The sequence below is a fragment of the Microbacterium sp. AC035 genome, from assembly GCF_979258485.1.
The window spans coordinates 3,386,082-3,405,528 of sequence record NZ_OZ409858.1; the positions used below are offsets into that span (position 1 = coordinate 3,386,082).

General features: G+C 68.5%; 15 protein-coding genes. 9 read left to right on the forward strand and 6 right to left on the reverse strand.

All coding sequences use genetic code 11. The features are described from left to right. Positions 1-81: 81 nt before the first annotated feature. The gene (locus ACZ0AA_RS16310; protein ID WP_400862423.1) at positions 82-552 is read right to left on the reverse strand and encodes a recombinase family protein; all 471 of its coding nucleotides are present in this window, start codon (positions 550-552) and stop codon (positions 82-84) included. Positions 553-604: 52 nt separating this feature from the next. Continuing rightward, on the reverse strand, positions 605-1,594 hold the full coding sequence (locus ACZ0AA_RS16315; RefSeq protein ID WP_463513585.1) for a malate dehydrogenase: 990 nt from the start codon (positions 1,592-1,594) through the stop codon (positions 605-607). Between the two features lie 50 nt (positions 1,595-1,644). On the opposite strand from ACZ0AA_RS16315, the gene ypfJ reads away from it, so the two are divergent. Next, positions 1,645-2,532: a KPN_02809 family neutral zinc metallopeptidase gene (gene ypfJ, locus ACZ0AA_RS16320; RefSeq protein ID WP_400862420.1), complete on the forward strand. Its 888-nt coding sequence runs from the start codon at positions 1,645-1,647 to the stop codon at positions 2,530-2,532. Then, positions 2,529-3,491: a prolyl aminopeptidase gene (gene pip / locus ACZ0AA_RS16325; protein WP_400862418.1), complete on the forward strand. Its 963-nt coding sequence runs from the start codon at positions 2,529-2,531 to the stop codon at positions 3,489-3,491. Before ypfJ ends, pip begins: the two co-directional genes overlap by 4 nt. Positions 3,492-3,515: 24 nt before the next feature. On the opposite strand, the gene ACZ0AA_RS16330 is transcribed toward pip, so the two are convergent. Genes ACZ0AA_RS16330 through ACZ0AA_RS16340 form a run of 3 tightly spaced genes read right to left on the reverse strand, consistent with a single transcriptional unit; the run spans position 3,516 to position 6,997 of the window. After that, on the reverse strand, positions 3,516-5,270 hold the full coding sequence (locus ACZ0AA_RS16330; protein WP_400862416.1) for an aldehyde dehydrogenase family protein: 1,755 nt from the start codon (positions 5,268-5,270) through the stop codon (positions 3,516-3,518). Positions 5,271-5,316: 46 nt separating this feature from the next. Continuing rightward, positions 5,317-6,696, reverse strand: a complete 1,380-nt coding sequence (locus ACZ0AA_RS16335; RefSeq protein ID WP_400862414.1) for an MFS transporter — start codon at positions 6,694-6,696, stop codon at positions 5,317-5,319. Between the two features lie 37 nt (positions 6,697-6,733). Continuing rightward, on the reverse strand, positions 6,734-6,997 hold the full coding sequence (locus ACZ0AA_RS16340; RefSeq protein WP_042542249.1) for a glutaredoxin domain-containing protein: 264 nt from the start codon (positions 6,995-6,997) through the stop codon (positions 6,734-6,736). A 98-nt stretch (positions 6,998-7,095) separates the two neighbouring features. On the opposite strand from ACZ0AA_RS16340, the gene ACZ0AA_RS16345 reads away from it, so the two are divergent. After that, entirely contained in the window at positions 7,096-7,488 is a 393-nt protein-coding gene (locus ACZ0AA_RS16345; protein ID WP_400862412.1) for an SIP domain-containing protein, read from the forward strand. Between the two features lie 30 nt (positions 7,489-7,518). On the opposite strand, the gene ACZ0AA_RS16350 is transcribed toward ACZ0AA_RS16345, so the two are convergent. Further along, a complete protein-coding gene (locus ACZ0AA_RS16350; RefSeq protein ID WP_400862410.1) occupies positions 7,519-7,980 on the reverse strand; it encodes an FAD synthase family protein in 462 nt (153 codons plus the stop codon). A 161-nt stretch (positions 7,981-8,141) separates the two neighbouring features. Between ACZ0AA_RS16350 and ACZ0AA_RS16355 the strand changes: the two genes are divergently transcribed. From ACZ0AA_RS16355 to ACZ0AA_RS16380, 6 genes are all read left to right on the forward strand, one after another. After that, entirely contained in the window at positions 8,142-9,320 is a 1,179-nt protein-coding gene (locus tag ACZ0AA_RS16355; protein WP_400862408.1) for a glycosyltransferase, read from the forward strand. Between the two features lie 101 nt (positions 9,321-9,421). Next, positions 9,422-10,630 carry a polysaccharide biosynthesis protein gene (locus tag ACZ0AA_RS16360; protein ID WP_400862406.1) on the forward strand — a complete coding sequence of 403 codons (1,209 nt, stop codon included), beginning with the start codon at positions 9,422-9,424 and terminating at the stop codon, positions 10,628-10,630. A gap of 59 nt (positions 10,631-10,689) precedes the next feature. Beyond that, the gene (locus tag ACZ0AA_RS16365) at positions 10,690-12,015 is read left to right on the forward strand and encodes a hypothetical protein (protein WP_400862404.1); all 1,326 of its coding nucleotides are present in this window, start codon (positions 10,690-10,692) and stop codon (positions 12,013-12,015) included. After that, positions 11,999-13,276 carry an O-antigen ligase family protein gene (locus tag ACZ0AA_RS16370; protein WP_400862402.1) on the forward strand — a complete coding sequence of 426 codons (1,278 nt, stop codon included), beginning with the start codon at positions 11,999-12,001 and terminating at the stop codon, positions 13,274-13,276. The genes ACZ0AA_RS16365 and ACZ0AA_RS16370 overlap by 17 nt, the downstream gene beginning before the upstream one ends. 57 nt (positions 13,277-13,333) lie before the next feature. Continuing rightward, the gene (locus ACZ0AA_RS16375; RefSeq protein ID WP_400862400.1) at positions 13,334-13,984 is read left to right on the forward strand and encodes a hypothetical protein; all 651 of its coding nucleotides are present in this window, start codon (positions 13,334-13,336) and stop codon (positions 13,982-13,984) included. 110 nt (positions 13,985-14,094) lie between these two features. Beyond that, on the forward strand, positions 14,095-19,428 hold the full coding sequence (locus ACZ0AA_RS16380; protein ID WP_463513586.1) for a PKD domain-containing protein: 5,334 nt from the start codon (positions 14,095-14,097) through the stop codon (positions 19,426-19,428). Positions 19,429-19,447 lie beyond the last annotated feature (19 nt).

Genomic DNA, 19,447 nt, shown 5'->3' on the forward strand with positions numbered 1-19,447 from the left:
TGCCGCCGAGCCGAGCCGAGCCGAGCCGAGCCGAGCCGGACGTCAGCGTATGACGTCAGCGTGTGACGCCAGCGTGTGACGTCAGCGTGTGGCGTCTGCGAGGTGGCGTGCGTCGTGGCTCAGCACCTTGACGATGATGCCGTGGCGACGCAGTTCCTTGGCGGTGCGCGCGCCCTCTTCGGCGTCACGGCCCAGAGCATTGATGTTGGCCACGACGAGGACGTCACCGGTCTTCAGCGTGCTGATCAGGCGCGACAGCCGATCGCTCCAGCTCTCGAGGATGTCGGGAGCGGGGTGGCGGAACCCCTCGATCGGCACCCCGAATCGAGTGAGATCATCGCGCTGCTCGACCACCGAGGGCATGCCCTCGCGGGAGACCACGAGTCCGACCAGGCGTGAGCCGTCGGGTCGCGCGAGCCAGAAGTTCCGGTTCTGCTGCAGTTCGGTGAAGCACTTGGGGCACTCCGCGGCCGCGTGCGGCAGATGCAGCGGACTCGTCAGGGCCTCGTCGACGGATGCCGTCGCCTTCATCGGATCGATCGTCTCGCTCATCGCGCACCTCCGGCATCCATTCTGCCCTGATCGGCGCCCGCGCGGTGACCTTTCAGAGCATCCCGAGGGACCGGACCGTCTCGCGTTCCTCGACGAGCTCGGCCACGGAGGCGTCGATGCGCGCTCGTGCCCAGTCGCTGATCTCGAGGCCCTCGACGATCTGCCATTCTCCCTCGACCGACCGCACGGGGAACGACGAGATCAGGCCGGCCGGGACGCCGTACTCGCCGTGCGAGACGACCCCGGCCGAGGTCCAGTCGTCGGTGCCGTGCACCCAGTCGCGCACGTGCTCGATCGTGGCGTTGGCGGCGGACGCCACGGACGACGAGTCGCGCACCTGGATGATCTCCGCTCCGCGCTTCGCGACCCGCGGGATGAAGGCGTTCTCGAGCCAGGCGGGCACATCGCCGACGATGGCCTCGAGCGCGTCTGCGACCGGCCTGCCGCCCACGGTCGCATGCGAGACGTCGGGGAACTGCGTCGCCGAGTGGTTGCCCCAGATGGGCACACGACGAACAGTGTCGACCGGCGCCGCGAGCGCCTGCGCCAACTGCGCCCTGGCGCGATTCTCGTCGAGTCGGGTGAGAGCGGTGAATCGCTCTGCAGGGACGCCGTCCGCCGAGGCCGCGGCGATCAGCGCATTCGTGTTCGCGGGGTTGCCGACGACGGTGACGCGCACGCCGGCAGCGGCATGCGCCGCGATCGCGGCGCCCTGCGGGCCGAAGATCCCGGCGTTGGCCGCGAGCAGGTCGCCCCGCTCCATCCCGGGGCCCCGGGGGCGAGCGCCGACGAGCAGCGCGAGGTCGCACCCGTCGAACCCGACGGAGGGTTCGTCCGTCACCTCGACGTGCTCGAGCAGGCCGAAGGCGCCGTCCTGCAGCTCGAGGGCCGCTCCCTCGGCGGCACCGAGCCCCTGCGGGATCTCCAGCAGCCGCAGTCGCACCTTCTCGTCGGGGCCGAGAAGATCTCCGGCGGCGATCCTGAAGAGCAGTGCGTAGCCGATCTGTCCGCCTGCACCCGTGAGCGTGATGGTGGTGGTCATGCCTCGAGCCTACGACGGTGTGAACCCCGGGTGCAGAGTACCCTCGTGGCATGACCTTCAACCCTGACGCGGATGTCTCCGGCAACACCGCCCGCCGTCGCGGCCGCGGCGCCGTCGTCGCCGGAGCGGGCGGTGTCGGCCTGCTCGGCATCATCGCTCTGATCGCCGGCCCCCTGCTGGGCATCGACCTGACCGGCCTCCTGGGCGGCGGCGCGACGGGTGGCGGATCTGAGCCCGAGGGCGGCAGCGTGATCGAGAACTGCCTCACCGGCGAAGACGCGAACGAGAACGTCGATTGCCGAGTGGCGGCCTCGCAGCTCGCGCTCGACGGCTACTGGGAGGACTACATCGACCCCTATCGGCCGCCGCAGCTGATCATCGTCGACGGAGCCACCTCGACCTCGTGCGGCACCGCGTCGAACGCCGTCGGTCCGTTCTACTGCCCGCCCGATGAGACGGTCTACATCGACCCCACGTTCTTCGACCTCATGCAGCAGCAGTTCGGGGCGTCCGCCGGCGATCTCGCTCAGCTCTACATCGTGGGCCACGAGTGGGGGCACCACATCCAGTACATCACCGGCGTGATGGATCAGTATCCGAACAACGGCACCGGCCCCGACAGCAACGGCGTGCGCATCGAGCTGCAGGCCGACTGCTATGCGGGTTCGTGGATCGGTCAGATGACGAAGGAGAAGGACCCGGACGGGGTCCCCTACCTCTTGACGCCGACCGAGGCTGAGATCACAGACGCCCTGAACGCCGCGAACACGGTCGGCGATGACAACATCCAGCAGCAGTCCTCCGGTGCGGTGAACCCCGAGAGCTTCACGCACGGCACGAGCGAGCAGCGCAAGTACTGGTTCGCGAACGGCTATCAGAACGGCCTCGATGTGTGCGCCGAGCCGCTCACGGCGGCTGCGGGAGACCTGTCGCCATGACCCTGGATGCGCTGTATCCGCCCATCGAACCGCACGAGACCGGCGAACTGCTCGTCGGCGACGGGCACCGCGTCTACTGGGAGGTCAGCGGCAACCCCGAGGGCAAGCCGGTGGTGTTCCTGCACGGCGGCCCAGGCAGCGGCACGTCGCCCTGGCAGCGACGGTTCTTCGACCCCGACGTGTACCGGATCGTGCTGCTCGATCAGCGCGGCTGCGGGCGCAGCAGCCCGCATGCGAGCGCTGCCGATGCAGACCTCCGCTTCGTCACCACGGCGCATCTGATCGCCGACCTCGAGCTGCTGCGCCGCAACCTCGGCGTCGAGCGGTGGCAGGTGTTCGGCGGGTCGTGGGGGAGCGCGCTCGCGCTCGCTTACGCGCAGGCGCACCCCGAGGCGGTCAGCGAGCTGATCCTGCGGGGCATCTTCACACTCCGACGTGCAGAGCTGGAGTGGTTCTACGAGGGTGGCGCTGCCGCGCTGTTCCCCGATCTCTGGGAGGAGTTCATCGCTCCCATCCCGGTGCTCGAGCGCTCGCACATGATCGACGCGTATCACCGGCGTCTGTTCGACCCCGACCCTGCCGTGCACGAGCCGGCGGCGATCGCCTGGTCGCGGTGGGAGGCCTCGACGGTCACGCTGCGCCCGGATGCCGCGCAGATCGAGGCGATGTCCGACCCGCGCACGGCCACCGCGTTCGCCCGCATCGAGAACCATTTCTTCGTGAACCGCGGCTGGTGGACCGAGGGGCAGCTGATCGACGGGGTCGACGGCATCCGCCACATCCCGACCGTGATCGTGCAGGGGCGCCATGACGTGTGCACGCCGATGATGACCGCGTGGGACCTGCACACCGCCTGGCCCGAGGCGGAGTTCGTCGTCGTCGACGATGCAGGGCATTCGGCGACCGAGCCCGGCATCCAGCGAGCACTGCGGGCCGCGACCGACCGCTTCGCCGGCTGACCTCGCGCGGCGGCCGAGCGCGCGTCAGGCGCGCAGCGCCGCCGTCAGAGTCTTCAGGAGCCCGATCGTGCCGCCGTTCGCACGGAATCGGGTGAGGCCCTCGCTCACTGCCGCGCCCGTCCGTGACGAGACGAACCACGGCGGCTTGGGCAGGATGGTGAGGCGCCCGCCGCCGTTGACGACCGGAAGCGAACGCGGGAACGGTCGGAAGGGACCGCGGATCACCGAGCGCTCGACGCGATCGAGCAGGAGCGCGTTGTGGACGACGCCGATGCCGCTGCCCACGTCGGCGATCGTGCTGCCGGGGAACGCTCCCCAGGTCATGGTCGGGGTGATGAAGCCGAAGGCTGTCCAGCCGTTGATCGCGATCGAGCCGTAGCGAAGCGCTGCGATGGAGCGGTCGAATCCCGCACCGAGCGTCTTCTCCGTCGACGGGTCGATCAGCAGGTTCGCGCCGAGCGTCCCCTGCAGCCGCTCGTTCGCATAGGTCACCGCCGCGTCGAGGAACTCCTGACCGGTGCCGGCGACCGCGACGACGCCCAGCACGGGCGCGAAGTACTCGGTGCTCTGCAGCGCTCTCGCGTCGTCGTCGTCGGAGACCTCGACCAGCAGCCGATCGCCGAGCACGAGGGCGTCGGGATACGCATCTGTCGCGAGGCGCATCCGCGAGGGCGAACCGGGGTACCAGATCGGCCGCTCCGGAGCATTCGCGTAGGCACGGCGGAGGGCGGCTCGGAAGTCGTCGGCCTGCGCCCAGTCCGACGACATGATGACGACCTGGCCGGCGATGCAGTTGTGCCCGCTGTTCTGCAGGCGCATGGTCGCGACGTGCTCGGCCTGGTACGTGAGATCGGCGTCGGTCCATTCGCCGGGAACGATGATGATGGGCGACACCCCGCCGAGCTCGGCAGTGATGGGCTTCTTCAGCTGCGGACGATTCTCACGGCGCCGCCGCGTGACCGCAGTCCCTGTGCCCCAGACGATGGCGTCGAAGGTCGCAGCCGACCCCGTGATGTGCACGTGCACGAGATCCGGGTGGCCGGTCAGGTAGGCGCCGACGTCGGGTCCGCCGCGCGTGATGCGCAGCAGCCCCGGGCCGATGAGCGGCGCGAGTGCTCGCTTGTAGACGGGCACGAGCGCGTCCTGTGTCGGGTTGACCTTGAGCAGCGCCGTGCGATTGTGCGCGAGCAGCTCGTAGAGCACATCGAGCACGGGGATCGAGGTGATGTTGCCGGCGCCGAGCACCAGGCCCACGCCCCCTGAGTCCGACGGGGTGCGCTGCGCGAGTCCGGCTGCGGCGCGCGCGCCGTGGGGAGTGACACCGGGTTCGAGCCAGACCTCTCCTGTGTACCCCGAGAGCAGGAACCTGTCGATGCCGGTGAGGGGGAAGGCGTGCACGCGCGTGCGCCCACCGGGAGCCCGGTCGATCGTGATCCCGTCCAGCGGATTGGTGCCGTTCGCGAGACGCGACAGCGTCTCGATGTAGGCATCGAGGGCGCCGAGCACGCTGTAGGGCCCGCTGAGCCATTCCTCTCCGCGCAGCGGATGCCGGCCGTCGAGGCCCTTCGACGCGGCTGCGGTGTCTGCCCAGTCCTCTGCGGCCGCGGCGACACTCGAGCGCACAGCTCGCAACAGGGTGACCCGCTGGGCGAGCGTCAGCGCAGACCACGTGCGGGTGCCGGTCTGGAGCTCGTCGATCGCGGTGTCGAGGCGATCGCGCTCGGCCTGTGCGAGCTCCGGGGTCGTCGTCGAAGCGGCAGGCGGTGTCGCAGAAGTCATCGGCGTCTCCTTCGGGCGGGTACCCAGCTTATGTCGCGCATTCCGGTCAGGCGTCGATGTCTGCGCGGCGAAGGCGGTAGCGGTGGAGCGTGAGCAGGCTCGCCCCCATCAGCAGCGCGGGCAGGAGGCTGAACGCGAGCACGATGCCCGTGATCGCGGCAGCCGGCTGCTGTGCGGTCGCGCCCGCGATGCTCGAGACGTATCCCGTCGCGGCCAGCGTGAGCGATACCGCGCTCGCTCCGAGCGCGAACCCGACGGTCTCTCCTGCCGTCCACACCCCCGTGAAGGTGCCGGCCTGGCCTCTTCCGCTGAGCCGCTCGTCGTGTGAGATGACATCGGGCAGCATCGCCATCGGCAGTGACTGCAGCCCTGCGTAGGCGATGCCCGCCAGCGCGATCGAGCCGTACATCCAGGTGCCGGGCGTCCAGACCGCGAGCACGAGAGATGCGGCGGCGATGAGGAAGATGATGCTCGCGAGGGCGAACGCCCTCTCCTTGCCCACGCGGCGGGCGATCACCGTCCAGCCCGGCGTCGCGAGCAGGGCGGGCCCGACGAGCGCCAGGAACACGAGTGTCACGGCATCTTCCGCGCGCAGCACCCACGTCGCGACGTACTGCGCGCCGGCGAGCATGGTCCCGGTGGCGAGGGCCTGCAGCAGGAAGGTGCCGAGGAGGGCGCGGAACGGCTGACTGCGCCGAAGGGTGCGCACGCCGGCGGCGTACTGCTCACGGAGTCCCGTCGGAGCGACCGCCGTCGGACGTTCGTCCGCGGCCATGTGGCGGGCGGCGGCATCCGCGGTCCGCGACGCGATGAGCATGCCGACGCCGATGACCACACCCGCGACCACGCCCATCAGCAGGTATCCCGTGACGGGGTCGGCGGTGGCGCCCCTCAGCTCGGGGCCGCCCGCACCGAAGAGCAGGATGGCTGCCGTGAGCACGACGACGCGCCACCCGAGCAGTCGGGTGCGCTCGTCGTATCCCGCGGTCAGCTCTGCGGGCAGCGCGACGTAGGGCACCTGGAACAGGCTGAAGGACGTCGCAGTGGCGAGGAACGCGAGGAGCACGCAGACGGCGCCGGCGGTGGGCCCCCAGGACGGGGGCACCGCGAAGGTGAGCGCGAAGAACACCGGAAGGGTGAGGGCGCCGACGACCATGAATCCTCGTCGCGAGCCCGTCCTCGCGTACTGGCGGTCCGAGGCCGCGCCGATCACCGGGTCGATGACGACGTCCCAAACCTTGGCTCCGGTGACGATGAGGCCGGCGGTGAGCGCTGCGACACCGAGGTTGTCGGTGAGGAAGTACGTCAGCACCAACCCGGGGAGGGTCGCGTATCCGCCTGTGCCGAGCGAGCCGATCGCGTAGAGGGCGACCGTGCGGGCGGACAGGCGGACGGATGCTTGCTCTGGCCGAGCCGCGGTGCTCATCGCGCCAGTGTATCGGTGCGCGAAGAGCCCCCTCAGGTCAGATGAGCGAGAGCTCTCGGAGCTTCGACTCGACGTCCGCGTTCGACGGCTCGACGTGGTGCGAGGAGTCGGGGTAGAGCACGACGGGGATGTTCATGCGGCCCGAGATCTCCTTCGCGATGTCGGCCGCGGAGGGGTCGGCGACGAGGTCGACGTAGGTGTACTCCACGCCGAGGGAGTCGAGCTGCTTCTTGGTGCGGATGCAGTCACGGCACCAGTCGGCGCCGAACACGGTGATCGCGGAGTCTGCAGGAGAAGTCATGTATCCAGCGTAAAGCCGCGCGGCTGGACGGGCGCCGAGATGAAGTCGGCACCGGTCGACCATTGCCTACTAAGGGTACCCTTACCTATACTCGGAGCATGAACAGCGCGTGCGAGCATCTCGAAGACCCCGACTGGGAGAACATCGAGGGGGTCGTGCTCATCGCGGGTGATTCGACTGATGCAGGAGCCATCGCCGCGATCGCAGCGCGGCTGCCCTGGGATGCCGAAGGGGTCATCCTTCTCGAGGCGGCTGCTCGCATCCAGTTCCGCCACATCGACGTGCCGGAAGGGGTGTCGGTGCGCTGGCTGCTGCGCGGCGACGGCAGCCGCCAGCACGCGAAGGGCGAGCGCCTCGCGAATGCCGTGCACTCGTGGTGCGTCGAGTGGACGTGTGCAGAACCCGCCCTGCAGTGGACGGTGTGGCTCGGCGCGCACACTCCGCCGCACGTGGCACGGATGGCGCGCAGCCTGCTCGGCGTCGCCAACTGACCACCGCCGCGGCGGTGTCGGTGCTCGGGATCAGCGCGACGCGAGCACCGGAGTGCCGCCGACGGTGGCGCCGGCGCTGATCGCATCGAGCGCGCGACGAAGAGACGAGCTCGACGTGTGGGCCGTGTACGGGAAGTACACGACCTCGACCCCCACCTCCGAGAACTCCCGCTCGAGCCGCAGGCCCTTGTCGGTGCCACGCCAGTCGTCGCCCTTGAAGAAGTGCGTGAACTGCACGTCTCGCCACGAGTCCATCTTCGACGGAGTGGTCTCGACATAGACATCGTCGACGAACGAGATGTGACGGACGATCTCCGCCCGCTCAGCGGTCGGGATGACGGGCTCGATGCCCTTCACCTGCCGCAGCATCTCATCGCTGACGACACCGGCGACGAGGACGTCGCAGTGCTGCTTGGCGTGACGAAGAAGATTCAGATGCCCGACGTGAAACAGGTCGAAAGCACCCACGGCATAGCCGATGCGCGTCCCCATGATCTCCCCAGATCAGTAATTCCCCAGAGGCGGATCCCCATCCGCCAGCGACTCCCACAGCCGCATCCCGTCACTCTAGCAGGTCACCGTTTCCCCACGCATAGGAACACGTGGAACTATGGAGTCCGCAGAGGTGCCGGCAGGCGAAGGGGGGTCGCACAGTGGGGACATCGGTCACCGTCATCGTGCCGACCTTCAACGAGCGTGAGAACGTCGCCGAGCTCGTGGCCCGCACCGCTGCCGCGCTCGCCGCATACGACGCCGAGATCATCTTCGTCGACGACAGCACCGACAGCACGGCCGCCGAGGTCGAACGCGTGGCTGCCGACGCCCCGCTGCCGGTCAGGGTCATCCACCGCACCGACAACACCGGCGGACTCGGGGGAGCGGTCGTGGTGGGGCTCGAGGCCGCGGCATCCGATCTCTGCATCGTCATGGACGGCGACCTGCAGCATCCGCCCGAGCTGCTTCCTGCGCTGCTGCGCCGGCATGACGAGGGCGATGCCGATGTCGTGGCCGCCTCGCGCTACATCGGCGGCGGCGATACGAGCGGTCTCGGGACCGCCGTGCGATTCGGAGTGTCACGGTCGGCCACCTGGCTGACGCGCGCGATGTTCCCGATCCGTCTCGCCCGCAGCACCGATCCGATGACCGGATTCTTCCTGGTCGACCGTACGCGCCTGGACCTCTCCGACCTCAAGCCGCAGGGCTTCAAGATCCTGCTCGAGATCCTCGCCCGCACCGATCTGCGCATCGCCGAGGTGCCGATGGAGTTCGGCGAGCGCCGCCACGGAACCTCCAAGGCGAGCATGCGTCAGGGGGTGACCTTCGTCGCGCATTTGGCCAGACTGCGATTCGGCAAGATGTCGCTCTTCGCGATGATCGGTGTGATCGGAGCGGTCGCCAACCTCGGCATCATGTGGCTGCTGACCCTGGCCGGGGTGCCCTATATCTGGGCGGCGATCATCGGCGCCGAGGTCACCATCATCGGCAACTTCATCCTGCAGGAGCGATTCGTCTTCGCCGACATGCGCACCGATGCGCGTGGACTGGGCGGTCGCTTCGCGGCGTCGTTCACCTTCAACAACGCCGAGGCAGCGCTGCGGATCCCGGTGATGGCGCTGATGGTCGAGACCTGGCACATCTCGAGTGTTCTCGCGACGGGGCTGTCGCTCATCGTCGCGTTCTTCGCGCGCTTCCTCTTCCACTCGCTGTTCGTATATGCGCCGAAACGTCGAGCGAAGACTGATGTGACGGCGGGCGAACCGAAGCCGGACACCGCGACATTGCGCATCATCCGGGCGATCGACGCCGAGGCGATGAAGCCCGGCGAGCTCTGAGGCCCGTCGCGTCCGATCAACGCGGAGTGCGGAAGGACTGCGCGGTGGACCCGGATTCGCGGTCCGTTCGTGCATGCGAGGATGTCTGGCGGGGAGGCGAGATGAAACGCAAGGCTCTGGGGGCCGTGATCGCACAGGCGGCGCAGGCGGGGATAGGCCTGCTTCTGCAGATCCTCGTGGCACGACTGCTCGGGATCGACGAGTACGGGCGCTTCGCGATCCTGTACGGGGTCGTGATCGTCGCGACGGCCGTCGTGACGGGGCTCATCGGCGACTCGCTCGTCGTGCTGGAGCGTTCGCAGCGCGCGATCAGAGCCGGTCTTCAGGCGATGCTGCTCGTGACGTCGGCGGTGCTCGCGACGGGTGCGTTCCTGATCGCCTGGCTCACGGGCTTCTCGGATGCCCTCGAGGCGGCGCTGTTCGCTGTCGCCCTCGCCGCATTCGCCGTCGAGGAGATCGTGCGGCGGCTTCTGATCGCTCACATGTCGTTCGTGCGCACCGCCGTCACCGATCTCTCGGGATTCGTCGTCGCTCTCGCGATCGTCCTCATCGTGAACGCGACCGGCACGCTCTCGCTGGGGGTGTTCCTCGCGGGCATCGCTGCCGGGCAGATCGTCGCGACACTCGTCGGCTGGGTGCTCGTGCCCCGCTCCGACCGGCATCTCGTCGGACTCCGCGGCGCCGCGATCGCCCCTGTCTGGCGTTATGGCATGTGGCGCGGACTGCAGCAGGTGCTGCGCCCCAGCCTGTTCACGGTGCTGCGCCTCCTGGTGCTCGCGGGGGCGGGCCTCACCGCGGTGGGCCTGCTCGAAGCTGCGCGCACGTACACATCGCCGCTGATCCTGGTGATCGGCGGGCTGTCGTCGTTCCTCTTCGTGCGCTTCGCCGACCAGCACAAGGCAGGCAGAGGAGGTTCCGTCCGAGAAGCGGACCGCGTCGTGGGCTTCCTCCTGATCGGGACCGTGCTGATGAGCGTCGTCGCCGTGGTGCTGGTTCCCTGGGTCAGTCCGCTTCTCTTCGACGTCGAGGTCGATCCGCTCGCGGTGGTCGCCTGGCTCGCATACGGGATGTCCGTCGCGATCGTCACCCCGTACGGCGCACTGGGAGCCGTCGGAGGCAAGCAGGTGGCGGTCTTCCTGATCCGCCTCTCGGACACCGTCCTCGCGATCATCGCGGTGATCGCGATGATCGCGTGGGGTGCGGAGCCGTCGATGCTCCCGTTCGCACTCGCGGTGGCCTCGATGCTCGGCGGCCTGGGGCTGCGGTGGCTCGTCGTCGCCGATGGCCGGGCCGAGGGGCCGTCGCGGTAACAGATGGCCGCGGGGCGAATGGTAGGTTTAGGCCCTGTCTTCGACTGAGGGGGTTGGCGATGGAAGATGTTCCTTACGGACGTATTCTGCGCGAGGGATGGGTTGTCATCGTCGTGCTCGCGGTGTTCGGGGCCGGCATGGGGTGGCTCGTCACCAAGATGCTTCCAGAGACCTATGCGGCGACCTCGACGCTCCTGTTGCGCGTCGATTCGACCGAGGCGTCGCTGTTCGAGCGCAACCAGTTCAGCCTGGCGCGCATCAAGTCGTATCCGCCGCTGGTCGACAGCCCCGAGGTCATCGATGCCGTACGCGACGACCTCGACCTCGACGACGACGAGTACCCCGACCGCGACATCCGACGGATGCTCTCGGCCGAGAACACGGCAGACACCGTGCTGCTCGTGGTCCGCGCCGACGCGCCGACCGCTCAGCTCGCCACGGACATCGCCAACTCGGCCGCGACCCACCTGTCGGAGTTGATCGGCGAGACCGAGAACGACGAGGATGACGCGCGCTACACCGTGGCGCTCGATCAGGTGCTGCCGGCGGTCGCACCGCTTGCTCCGATCTCGCCACAGGTGACGGCGATCACAGGCCTCGGCGGCATCGCGGGGCTCGCGCTCGGAGCGATCGTCGCCGTGTACCGCACCACGACCAACCGGCGTCTGCGCACGATCTCGGACGTGCGGCGCTCGTCCGGTCTTCCTGTCATCGGGCAGATTCCGCGGCGCAGTCGTCTGCACCCGGACTCGAACTCCGGAGCGGCCGTCGCATACGAGGAAGCGGCAGGAAACCTCGTCGCGCTCGCCGGAGGCGGCGTTCGCACACACGTGGTGGTCCCGGCCTCGAGTGACGCGATGGACGACGACGCGGTCATGGGGATGCTCGAGGCCCAGCGGCTGATCGGTGCGACCGCCTGTGTCGTCGACACGAGAGAGTCGCACGTGAAGGGTCGGGGTCACACGCTCAACGAGGTGCTCGATGGCGAGTCGATCTCGACCGGTGACGAGGCCGACGCGGTATTCGTGGCCGACGATCCCATCCCGCTCGAGAAGCTGGTCTCGGAGCTTCCCGACGTCATCACGGCCATGCACGAGGACTTCGATGTGGTGGTCGTCCTGTGCGATCCTGGGGCGTCGGCGCTCATCGAGAGACTGGTGGGTCCGGGGGCCGGCGTCATCATCAATGTGAAGCACAATTCCACGTCCGCGACCGATCTGGTGGCCGTCACGACGCGTCTGCGGGTCATGGGCGTGCGCCCCGTGGGTGTGGTGATGCTGCACACGGGTTCGAGGTCCCTCGGCTCCATCGCCGAGTCATGGCGGGTCTCCGACCGTGATCCGGTTCTCGCGGGCGCCGGAGGCTCGCATGCCCGCTCTGACTGACACCCGTCGCCAACCTCGGCAGCAGTCCGCCCACCACCCGAGCACCGCACGGGTGGCGGCCGTGGGCGCTCTCTACGCGTTGATCATCGTCAGCGTGATCCCGTGGCGAAGCGCGACGATCTACTCCGGCGGTGCCGACGGGGTGGTGGTCGCCAAGGCGTTCATCGCTGTTCTCGCGTTCGCCGCCACTCTCGCCCTGGCCGCGCGGACGCGTGAGCGGGTGGCCGTCGGAATCGCGCCTGCCGGCGTGATCACGCTCGCTCTGCTGGTGAGTGTGCTGGGGTCGGTGCTCGCCGGCAACGACTCCGCGACGATCATCCTCGTCGGCAGGATGTTCCTGGTGATGGCCACGATCCTCTTCCTGCTCACCACCGTCCCCTGGGTGACGAGCATCGCGTGCCTCCTGGCGGCTATGGCCGCTGTGGCGGTCGTGGCTGCCGTCACGGGGCTGCCGACCCTCGCGGCGAGTGGTCGCCTCGGGGGAGGCATCCCCGAGATCCATCCGAACGAGCTCGCCGGACTCGTGGCCGCGCCGATCATCGGACTGGTGATCCTGATACTGCGCAACGGCGTGCGGATGTGGCGTCTCCTCGCCGCGGTCGTGCTGGTGGGGATCGCCGTGGCCAGCGGATCGCGGACCGGGCTGCTCGCGATCGTCGTCGGAATCGGCGTCGCCGTTCTGGTCAACGGGATCCGCGACCGCAGCGTGCTCTATCTGCTTCTCGGAGCCCTGCCGCTCGGGTACGCCATCGGCTCGTTCACCGACGTGTTCGGCAGCCTGGCCACGAGAGCGGGGTCGAACGACACGTCCACCGCGCTCGACTCGCGCTTCGATGTGTGGAGGGTGGTGCTCGGCTGGGACTGGGGTGAATGGCAGAAGTGGATCGGCATCGGACTCTCGGCCAAGAAGATCCCCGTCGACATCAAGTGGCGTGACGAGCAGGTGCTCGACAGCAGCTGGGCTTCGCTGCTCGCCCAGACCGGGCTCATCGGCACGGCGCTGATCGGGGCGCTCATCGTGTGGTGCGTGGCGAGTGCGCTGATCTCGTCACGACGTCGTTGGCTCATCATGCCGTTGCTGACTCTGGTCATCATCCGTTCCGTCACGGAGAGCGGTCTGATCGACAGCGCGACGGCCTTCATCCTGTTCTTCGTGGTGACCTCGCTGCTCACTCACCGGTCCCGACACGCGGACGACCCGGTCGGTCCCGAATTCGACAGGGTCGATGGGCGCAGGTCGAGACAGGCTAGTCTCACCTAGAACATCGGTATATTCGTGTCATCGACACGGAGGATCGGTGCGCGGAGGAGGGGACCAGTGACTGAGTCGCTCACAGAGCCGCATCGTCGCATGGGCTGGCGAGGGTGGACCGTCGTCGGCGTGATCGCGGCGCTCCTCATCGGAGGAACGATCTGGGGCGTGCTGGCGAGCAGCAACTCCGGCCAGGCGCGACCGGGCGCTTCGGCATCCCCCGGCGCCACGAGCAGCCCGGGGCCGACCCCGACGCCTCAGCCCACCGAGTTCGAGACGCCGTCGCCTGGTTCCACCGATGCAGTCGCCAAGCCTGACAGCGGGGATGAGGTGCCGCTCGACGAGCCCGCGCCGGCCGTGCAGGGAGTCGTCGCAGAGGTCACCGCGCTCGAGGCCATCACTGCGGGCAGTGACATTCCTGGAGAGCCGAGCGGCCCGGCGATCCAGGTGACGGTGCGGCTGACCAACGATTCGGACGAGGCTGTCGACACCGCAGGGGCGAACGTCACCTTGACGTATGGCGGTGACGACCGACTTCCGGCCGCGGGCCTCACCGGAGCAGGCTCGTCGGTCTGGCCGGCATCGATCGCAGCCAGCGACAGCGCAGAAGCGATATTCCAGTTTGCCGTTCCCTCTTCTCCTGAGGGGGACCTGCGTGTTACCGTCGATATATTGGCATCTGCGCCAAACGTCATCTTCGTAGGCCCGCGACCCTAGGTCGTCCGCACCGAGCGACGTAATACTGGGGAATTATCGTTCGGCGCCAATGTAGGGGTTGTGCACGAACGGTCCATCATCTGGGGAGATGAACGATGGGCACTACAGCAATGTCTTGGGGACGCCGCACTCGTGCAGCATTCGTCGCGATCGCGATGACGCTCGCCGTGGTCTTCGGATCACTGGTGGCGATGTCACCCGCACAGGCGGACGTGAGTCCACCCGAGGGTGAGGCGCCGACGGTCACCGCCGACTCGCTGCCGACGGTCCAGATCAACGGCATCGTCTGGGATCAGGCTGTCGTCGGCAACGTCGTCTACGCCGCAGGCAAGTTCACCAGCGCTCGCCCGGCAGGGGCGGCCGCGGGGACGAACGAGACGCCCCGATCGAACCTCCTGGCCTACGACATCCGCACGGGTGCGCTGATCGCGTCGTTCGCCCCGTCGATCAACGGCCAGGTGCGCCAGGTCGAGGCCTCGCCCGACGGAACGCGCCTCTACATCGTCGGCGACTTCACCACGGTGAACACCCAGACCCGCAACCGCGTCGCCGCCTTCGATCTGCCCAGCGGCACCCTCGCCGCATTCAACCCGAACTCCAACGGCGTCACCTCCGGCGTGGCCGCGACCAACGACACCGTGTACATCACCGGCACGTTCGGCCGCGTCTCGGGCAACGACCGCTCCGGCGCCGCAGCCTTCACACGCAGCGGAACCCTGCTGCCCTGGGCGCCCGTGCTCGAGTCGCGTCAGGGTCGCGTCGTGACCGTCTCTCCCGCGGGCGACAAAGTGGTGCTCGGCGGCAACTTCCTGACTCTCAACGGCAGCTCCAACCCCGGTTACGGACTGGCCATGGTCTCGGCATCCGACGCCTCGCTGCTGCCCTTCTCCGCGAACAACGTGATCCGCAACGCCGGTCTGGACGCCGCGATCCTCTCGCTCAAGTCCGACGGCGACGACATCTACGGCACGGGCTACGTCTTCGGCAACGGCGGCAATCTCGAAGGCTCATTCCGCGCCTCGTGGTCGAGCGGCAACCTGGTGTGGGTCAACGACTGCCACGGCGACCAGTACGACGTCGAGCCCATGGGCGACACCGTGTACGCGGCCGGGCACTCGCACTACTGCGGCAGCCTCGTCGACGGATTCCCGCAGAGCGACCCCTGGTCGTTCTACCGCGGCCTCGCCGTCACGAAGGACGTCGAGCGCACCACGCCCTTCGGCCTGAACCTCGGCTACTACGACTTCGGCGGAAACCCCGCACCCAAGCTGCAGCACTGGTTCCCGGCCTTCAACGCCGGCAACGTCAGCGGCGCATCGCAGGGTCCGTGGTCGGTCTCGTCCAACAGCGAGTACCTCGTCTACGGCGGCGAGTTCACTCGAGTGAACAACACCGGACAGCAGGGTCTCGCCCGCTTCGCCGTGAAGGAGAAGGCTCCGAACGCGCAGGGCCCGATCCTCTGGAACACGGCCTGGCCCGCATCGTCGCTCGCCCTCACCGGCGGATCGATCCGCGTCAGCTGGCCGCTCAACTACGACCGCGACAGCGAGTTCCTGAAGTACGAGGTGCTGCGCGACAACGTGGTCGTCAAGACCTATGAGAACGTCCGCTCGAAGTCCGCCGACTGGGGCCTGCCCCCGATGGCCTTCGTCGACACCACCGTCACGAACGGCACGAGCTACACCTATCGGGTGCGCGCCACCGACAACGAGGGCCACACGATCCTCGGCGGGACGACGACCGTGACGGCATCCGGTTCCGCGGCTCCGAGCGCATACCGCACCGCGGTGCTCGATGACGCGCCCCTGAGCTACTGGCCGCTCGACGACTCGTCCGCCACGCTCTCGTACGACTGGGCCGGAGCATCCGACCTCGCCGTCCGCAGCGGCGTGACGCGCGGCACCTCGGGTGCCATGCTCTCGGACTCCCGCGACGCCTCTGACTTCGACGGCTCGGCCAACGGCTTCGCCTCGACCACGACGGCGATCGCCGGCCCCAACACCTTCGGCGTCGAGGCCTGGTTCAAGACGACGTCCACCGACGGCGGCAAGATCGTCGGCTTCGGCAGCAGCTCGACCGGCACATCCGGCAGCTATGACCGCCACGTCTACATGGAGGCCAGCGGACGCGTCACCTTCGGCGTCTACCCCGGCTCGTCGCAGACGATCAGCTCGTCGTCCGCCTTCAACGACGGTCAGTGGCACTACATGTCGGCCGGTCTCAGCGACGGCGGCATGGTGCTCTACATCGACGGCGTCCGGGTCGCCCAGCGCACCGACGTCACCTCGGCCCAGCCGTACAACGGGTTCTGGCGTGTCGGCGGCGACACCTCCTGGTCAGGAGCCGCCTTCTTCGACGGTCAGATCGACGAGGTCGCCGTCTACGGCGCTCCGCTGACGCGTGAGCAGGCAGCCGCCCACTACATCGCATCCGGGCGCGAGCTCGAGGGGTCGACCGCACCGAGTGACGCATACGGCGCAGCCGTCTACGCCGCCGATCCCGCGCTGTACTGGCGTCTCGGCGAGTCGACCGGCAGTGTCGCGGCAGACGCCTCCGGGTACAACCAGAAGGGCAACTACTTCGGCGCCGTCACCAAGGGCGCGGACGGAGCTCTCGAGGGAGTCGGCAACTCGGCGGCCACGTTCGAGGGCGGTCAGGTCATCAGCCAGAATGCCTTCACGAACCCGCGGTCGTACTCGCTCGAGGCGTGGTTCAAGACGAGCACGACCACCGGTGGCAAGATCGTCGGGTTCGGGAACAGCCCTGACGGCAACTCGTCGGGATACGACCGCCACATCTACATGACGCCGGACGGCAAGCTCATCTACGGGGTGTACGTCGGCTTCACGGACACGCTGCAGACCTCGGCCTCGTACAACGACAACGAATGGCACCAGGTCGTCGCGACACAGGGCGCGACCGGCATGCGTCTCTACGTCGACGGCGTGCTGCAGGGCTCGAACGGCCAGACCAACGCGCAGGACTACACCGGATACTGGCACGTGGGCGGCGACGTCACCTGGGGTCCCGGCGACTGGGAGTTCGACGGAGCGATCGACGAGGTCGCGGTCTACCTGACGCCGATCTCCGAGACCGCCGTCTCGCAGCACTTCGCGCTGGGAACGACGGGCGCCCCGGCGAACATCGTGCCGAGTGCCAGCTTCACCTCCGCGGTGACGAAGCTCGGCCTCGCGGTCGACGCCTCGGCCTCGACCGACACCGACGGCACGATCGCCGGGTACTCCTGGAACTGGGGCGACGGATCGCCTGCGGGCTCCGGCGCCACGGCGACGCACACGTACGCCGCAGCAGGCTCTTACACGGTGACGCTGACGGTCACCGACGACAAGGGCGCGACCGATACCGAGACCGCGATCGTCGAGGCGGTGGCCAACCAGGCTCCCGTGTCATCGTTCACCTCGGCGGCCACCGACCTCAAGGTCGACGTCGACGCGAGTGCTTCGCAGGACACCGACGGCACGATCGCCGGGTACTCCTGGAATTGGGGCGACGGATCGCCTGCGGGCTCCGGCGCCACGGCGACGCACACGTATGCGGCGGCCGGCACATACACGATCGCTCTCACGGTGACCGATGACGAGGGCGCGACTTCGCAGAAGACGGCGTCGATCACGGTGACGGCTCCGGTCGGCGCGGTGACATACGCGTCGGATTCGTTCAACCGGACGGTCGCCAGCGGACTCGGCACGGCGAACACCGGGGGAGCGTGGGCGCTGTCCAACACGGCATCCAACTACCTCGTCAGCGGCTCGTACGCGGCATTCCAGCAGCCGGCCGGAGGCGCGCAGCGATACGCGTACCTCACCGGCGTCTCCTCGACCGACACCGCGGTGGATGTCGATGTGGTCCTGCCGCAGCGTCCGACCGGGGGCAGCGCGTACTACACGGTGTCCGCCCGCCGGGTGGGCACCGAGGACTACAAGTCTCGGGTCATCGTCTCGCCGACCGGAGGAGTCCAGTTGCAGTTGCAGCGGACGACCACCGTGCTGACGACGGCGTCGACAGGACTGACCGTGAACGCCGGCGATGCGCTGCACGTGCGCACCGAGGCGACGGGCACCAACCCGACGACGGTCAGGGCGAAGGTATGGAAGGTCGGGACGGCTGAGCCCGCCGGCTGGACCTCGACCACGACCGATTCCACGGCTGCTCTGCAGTCGGCGGGCCACGTCGGCATGGGCGTGTACCTCGGCAGCTCCGTCACCAACGTCCCGTTCCAGACCAGGTTCGACAACTTCTGGGCAGGATCGACCACCGGAGGCCCGACACCGCCGGCGAACCAGGCACCGATCGCCGCGTTCACCAGCTCGGAGAGCGGCCTCGCGACGACCGTGAACGGATCGACGTCGACGGATGCCGACGGCACGATCGCCTCCTACGCCTGGGACTTCGGAGACGGCGGCGCCGCCACCGGAGCGACCCCGACAGCGCACACATATGCCGCTGCGGGCACCTACCAGGTGAAGCTGACGGTGACGGACGACAAGGGCGCGACCGGAACTGTCACCAAGCCGGTCACGGTGACCGCTGCTCCGGGAAACCAGAACCCCGTCGCATCGTTCACGGCCACGCCGACCGATCTCACGGTCGCCGTCGACGCATCGGCGTCCTCGGACCCGGATGGCACTATCGCCTCGTATGCGTGGAACTTCGGTGACGGAGCGACCGGCACCGGAGCCACGGCTTCGCACCCGTATGCCGCGAGCGGCACCTACACGGTGACTCTCACGGTGACAGACAACCTCGGCGCGGTGCACACCGTCACGAAGCCGGTGACGGTCGTGGCGCCGGCCGGTGCCGCCTTCGCCGCCGACGACTTCGGTCGGGCGAACGGCACTCTGGGCACGGCGCAGACCGGCGGCGTCTGGGCTCAGACCAGCGGCGCGGCGAACGTGTCGATCGACAACGGCGCGGCGAAGTTCACGACGCAGGCGGCGGGCCAGACCCGCACCGCGTCGCTGAACTCGGCGACCTCGACGAGCACCGACCTGACCTTCACGGTCGCAGCCCCCGCTCTGCCCGCGGGCGCTCGCGTCTACGTCGCGGCTCTCGCCCGCGTCGTAGGGGCGGACGACTACCGGGCGCGCTGGCTGATCGGGGCCGACGGATCGGTGACCGCGCAGCTGGCTCGGGGTGGAACAGCGCTGGTGTCTCAGAACCTCGCGGGCTTCACGTTTGCGGCCGGCACGATATATAACGTGCGGGTCCAGGCGTTCGGCACAGGAACGACGACGCTCCGGAGTAAGATCTGGGCGGCGGGAACGACGGAACCGGCTGCCTGGCAGCTGTCTACGACCGATTCCACCGCGGCGTTGCAGACCGCAGGTCACATCGGAATCTCCACGTATGCGGGTTCCGGTTTCACCAGCGTTCCCTACACCGTGACATTCGATGACTTCAGAGCACGAGGAGTGACCCCCTGAGTTTCGCAGACGCGTACCG

Bases quoted from the DNA above. Each gene is read 5' to 3' on its own strand.
- ACZ0AA_RS16310 (WP_400862423.1), bottom strand. From the start codon at position 552: ATGAGCGAGACGATCGATCCGATGAAGGCGACGGCATCCGTCGACGAG.
- ACZ0AA_RS16315 (WP_463513585.1), bottom strand. From the start codon at position 1,594: ATGACCACCACCATCACGCTCACGGGTGCAGGCGGACAGATCGGCTAC.
- ypfJ (WP_400862420.1), top strand. From the start codon at position 1,645: ATGACCTTCAACCCTGACGCGGATGTCTCCGGCAACACCGCCCGCCGT.
- pip (WP_400862418.1), top strand. From the start codon at position 2,529: ATGACCCTGGATGCGCTGTATCCGCCCATCGAACCGCACGAGACCGGC.
- ACZ0AA_RS16330 (WP_400862416.1), bottom strand. From the start codon at position 5,270: ATGACTTCTGCGACACCGCCTGCCGCTTCGACGACGACCCCGGAGCTC.
- ACZ0AA_RS16335 (WP_400862414.1), bottom strand. From the start codon at position 6,696: ATGAGCACCGCGGCTCGGCCAGAGCAAGCATCCGTCCGCCTGTCCGCC.
- ACZ0AA_RS16340 (WP_042542249.1), bottom strand. From the start codon at position 6,997: ATGACTTCTCCTGCAGACTCCGCGATCACCGTGTTCGGCGCCGACTGG.
- ACZ0AA_RS16345 (WP_400862412.1), top strand. From the start codon at position 7,096: ATGAACAGCGCGTGCGAGCATCTCGAAGACCCCGACTGGGAGAACATC.
- ACZ0AA_RS16350 (WP_400862410.1), bottom strand. From the start codon at position 7,980: ATGGGGACGCGCATCGGCTATGCCGTGGGTGCTTTCGACCTGTTTCAC.
- ACZ0AA_RS16360 (WP_400862406.1), top strand. From the start codon at position 9,422: ATGAAACGCAAGGCTCTGGGGGCCGTGATCGCACAGGCGGCGCAGGCG.
- ACZ0AA_RS16365 (WP_400862404.1), top strand. From the start codon at position 10,690: ATGGAAGATGTTCCTTACGGACGTATTCTGCGCGAGGGATGGGTTGTC.
- ACZ0AA_RS16370 (WP_400862402.1), top strand. From the start codon at position 11,999: ATGCCCGCTCTGACTGACACCCGTCGCCAACCTCGGCAGCAGTCCGCC.
- ACZ0AA_RS16380 (WP_463513586.1), top strand. From the start codon at position 14,095: ATGTCTTGGGGACGCCGCACTCGTGCAGCATTCGTCGCGATCGCGATG.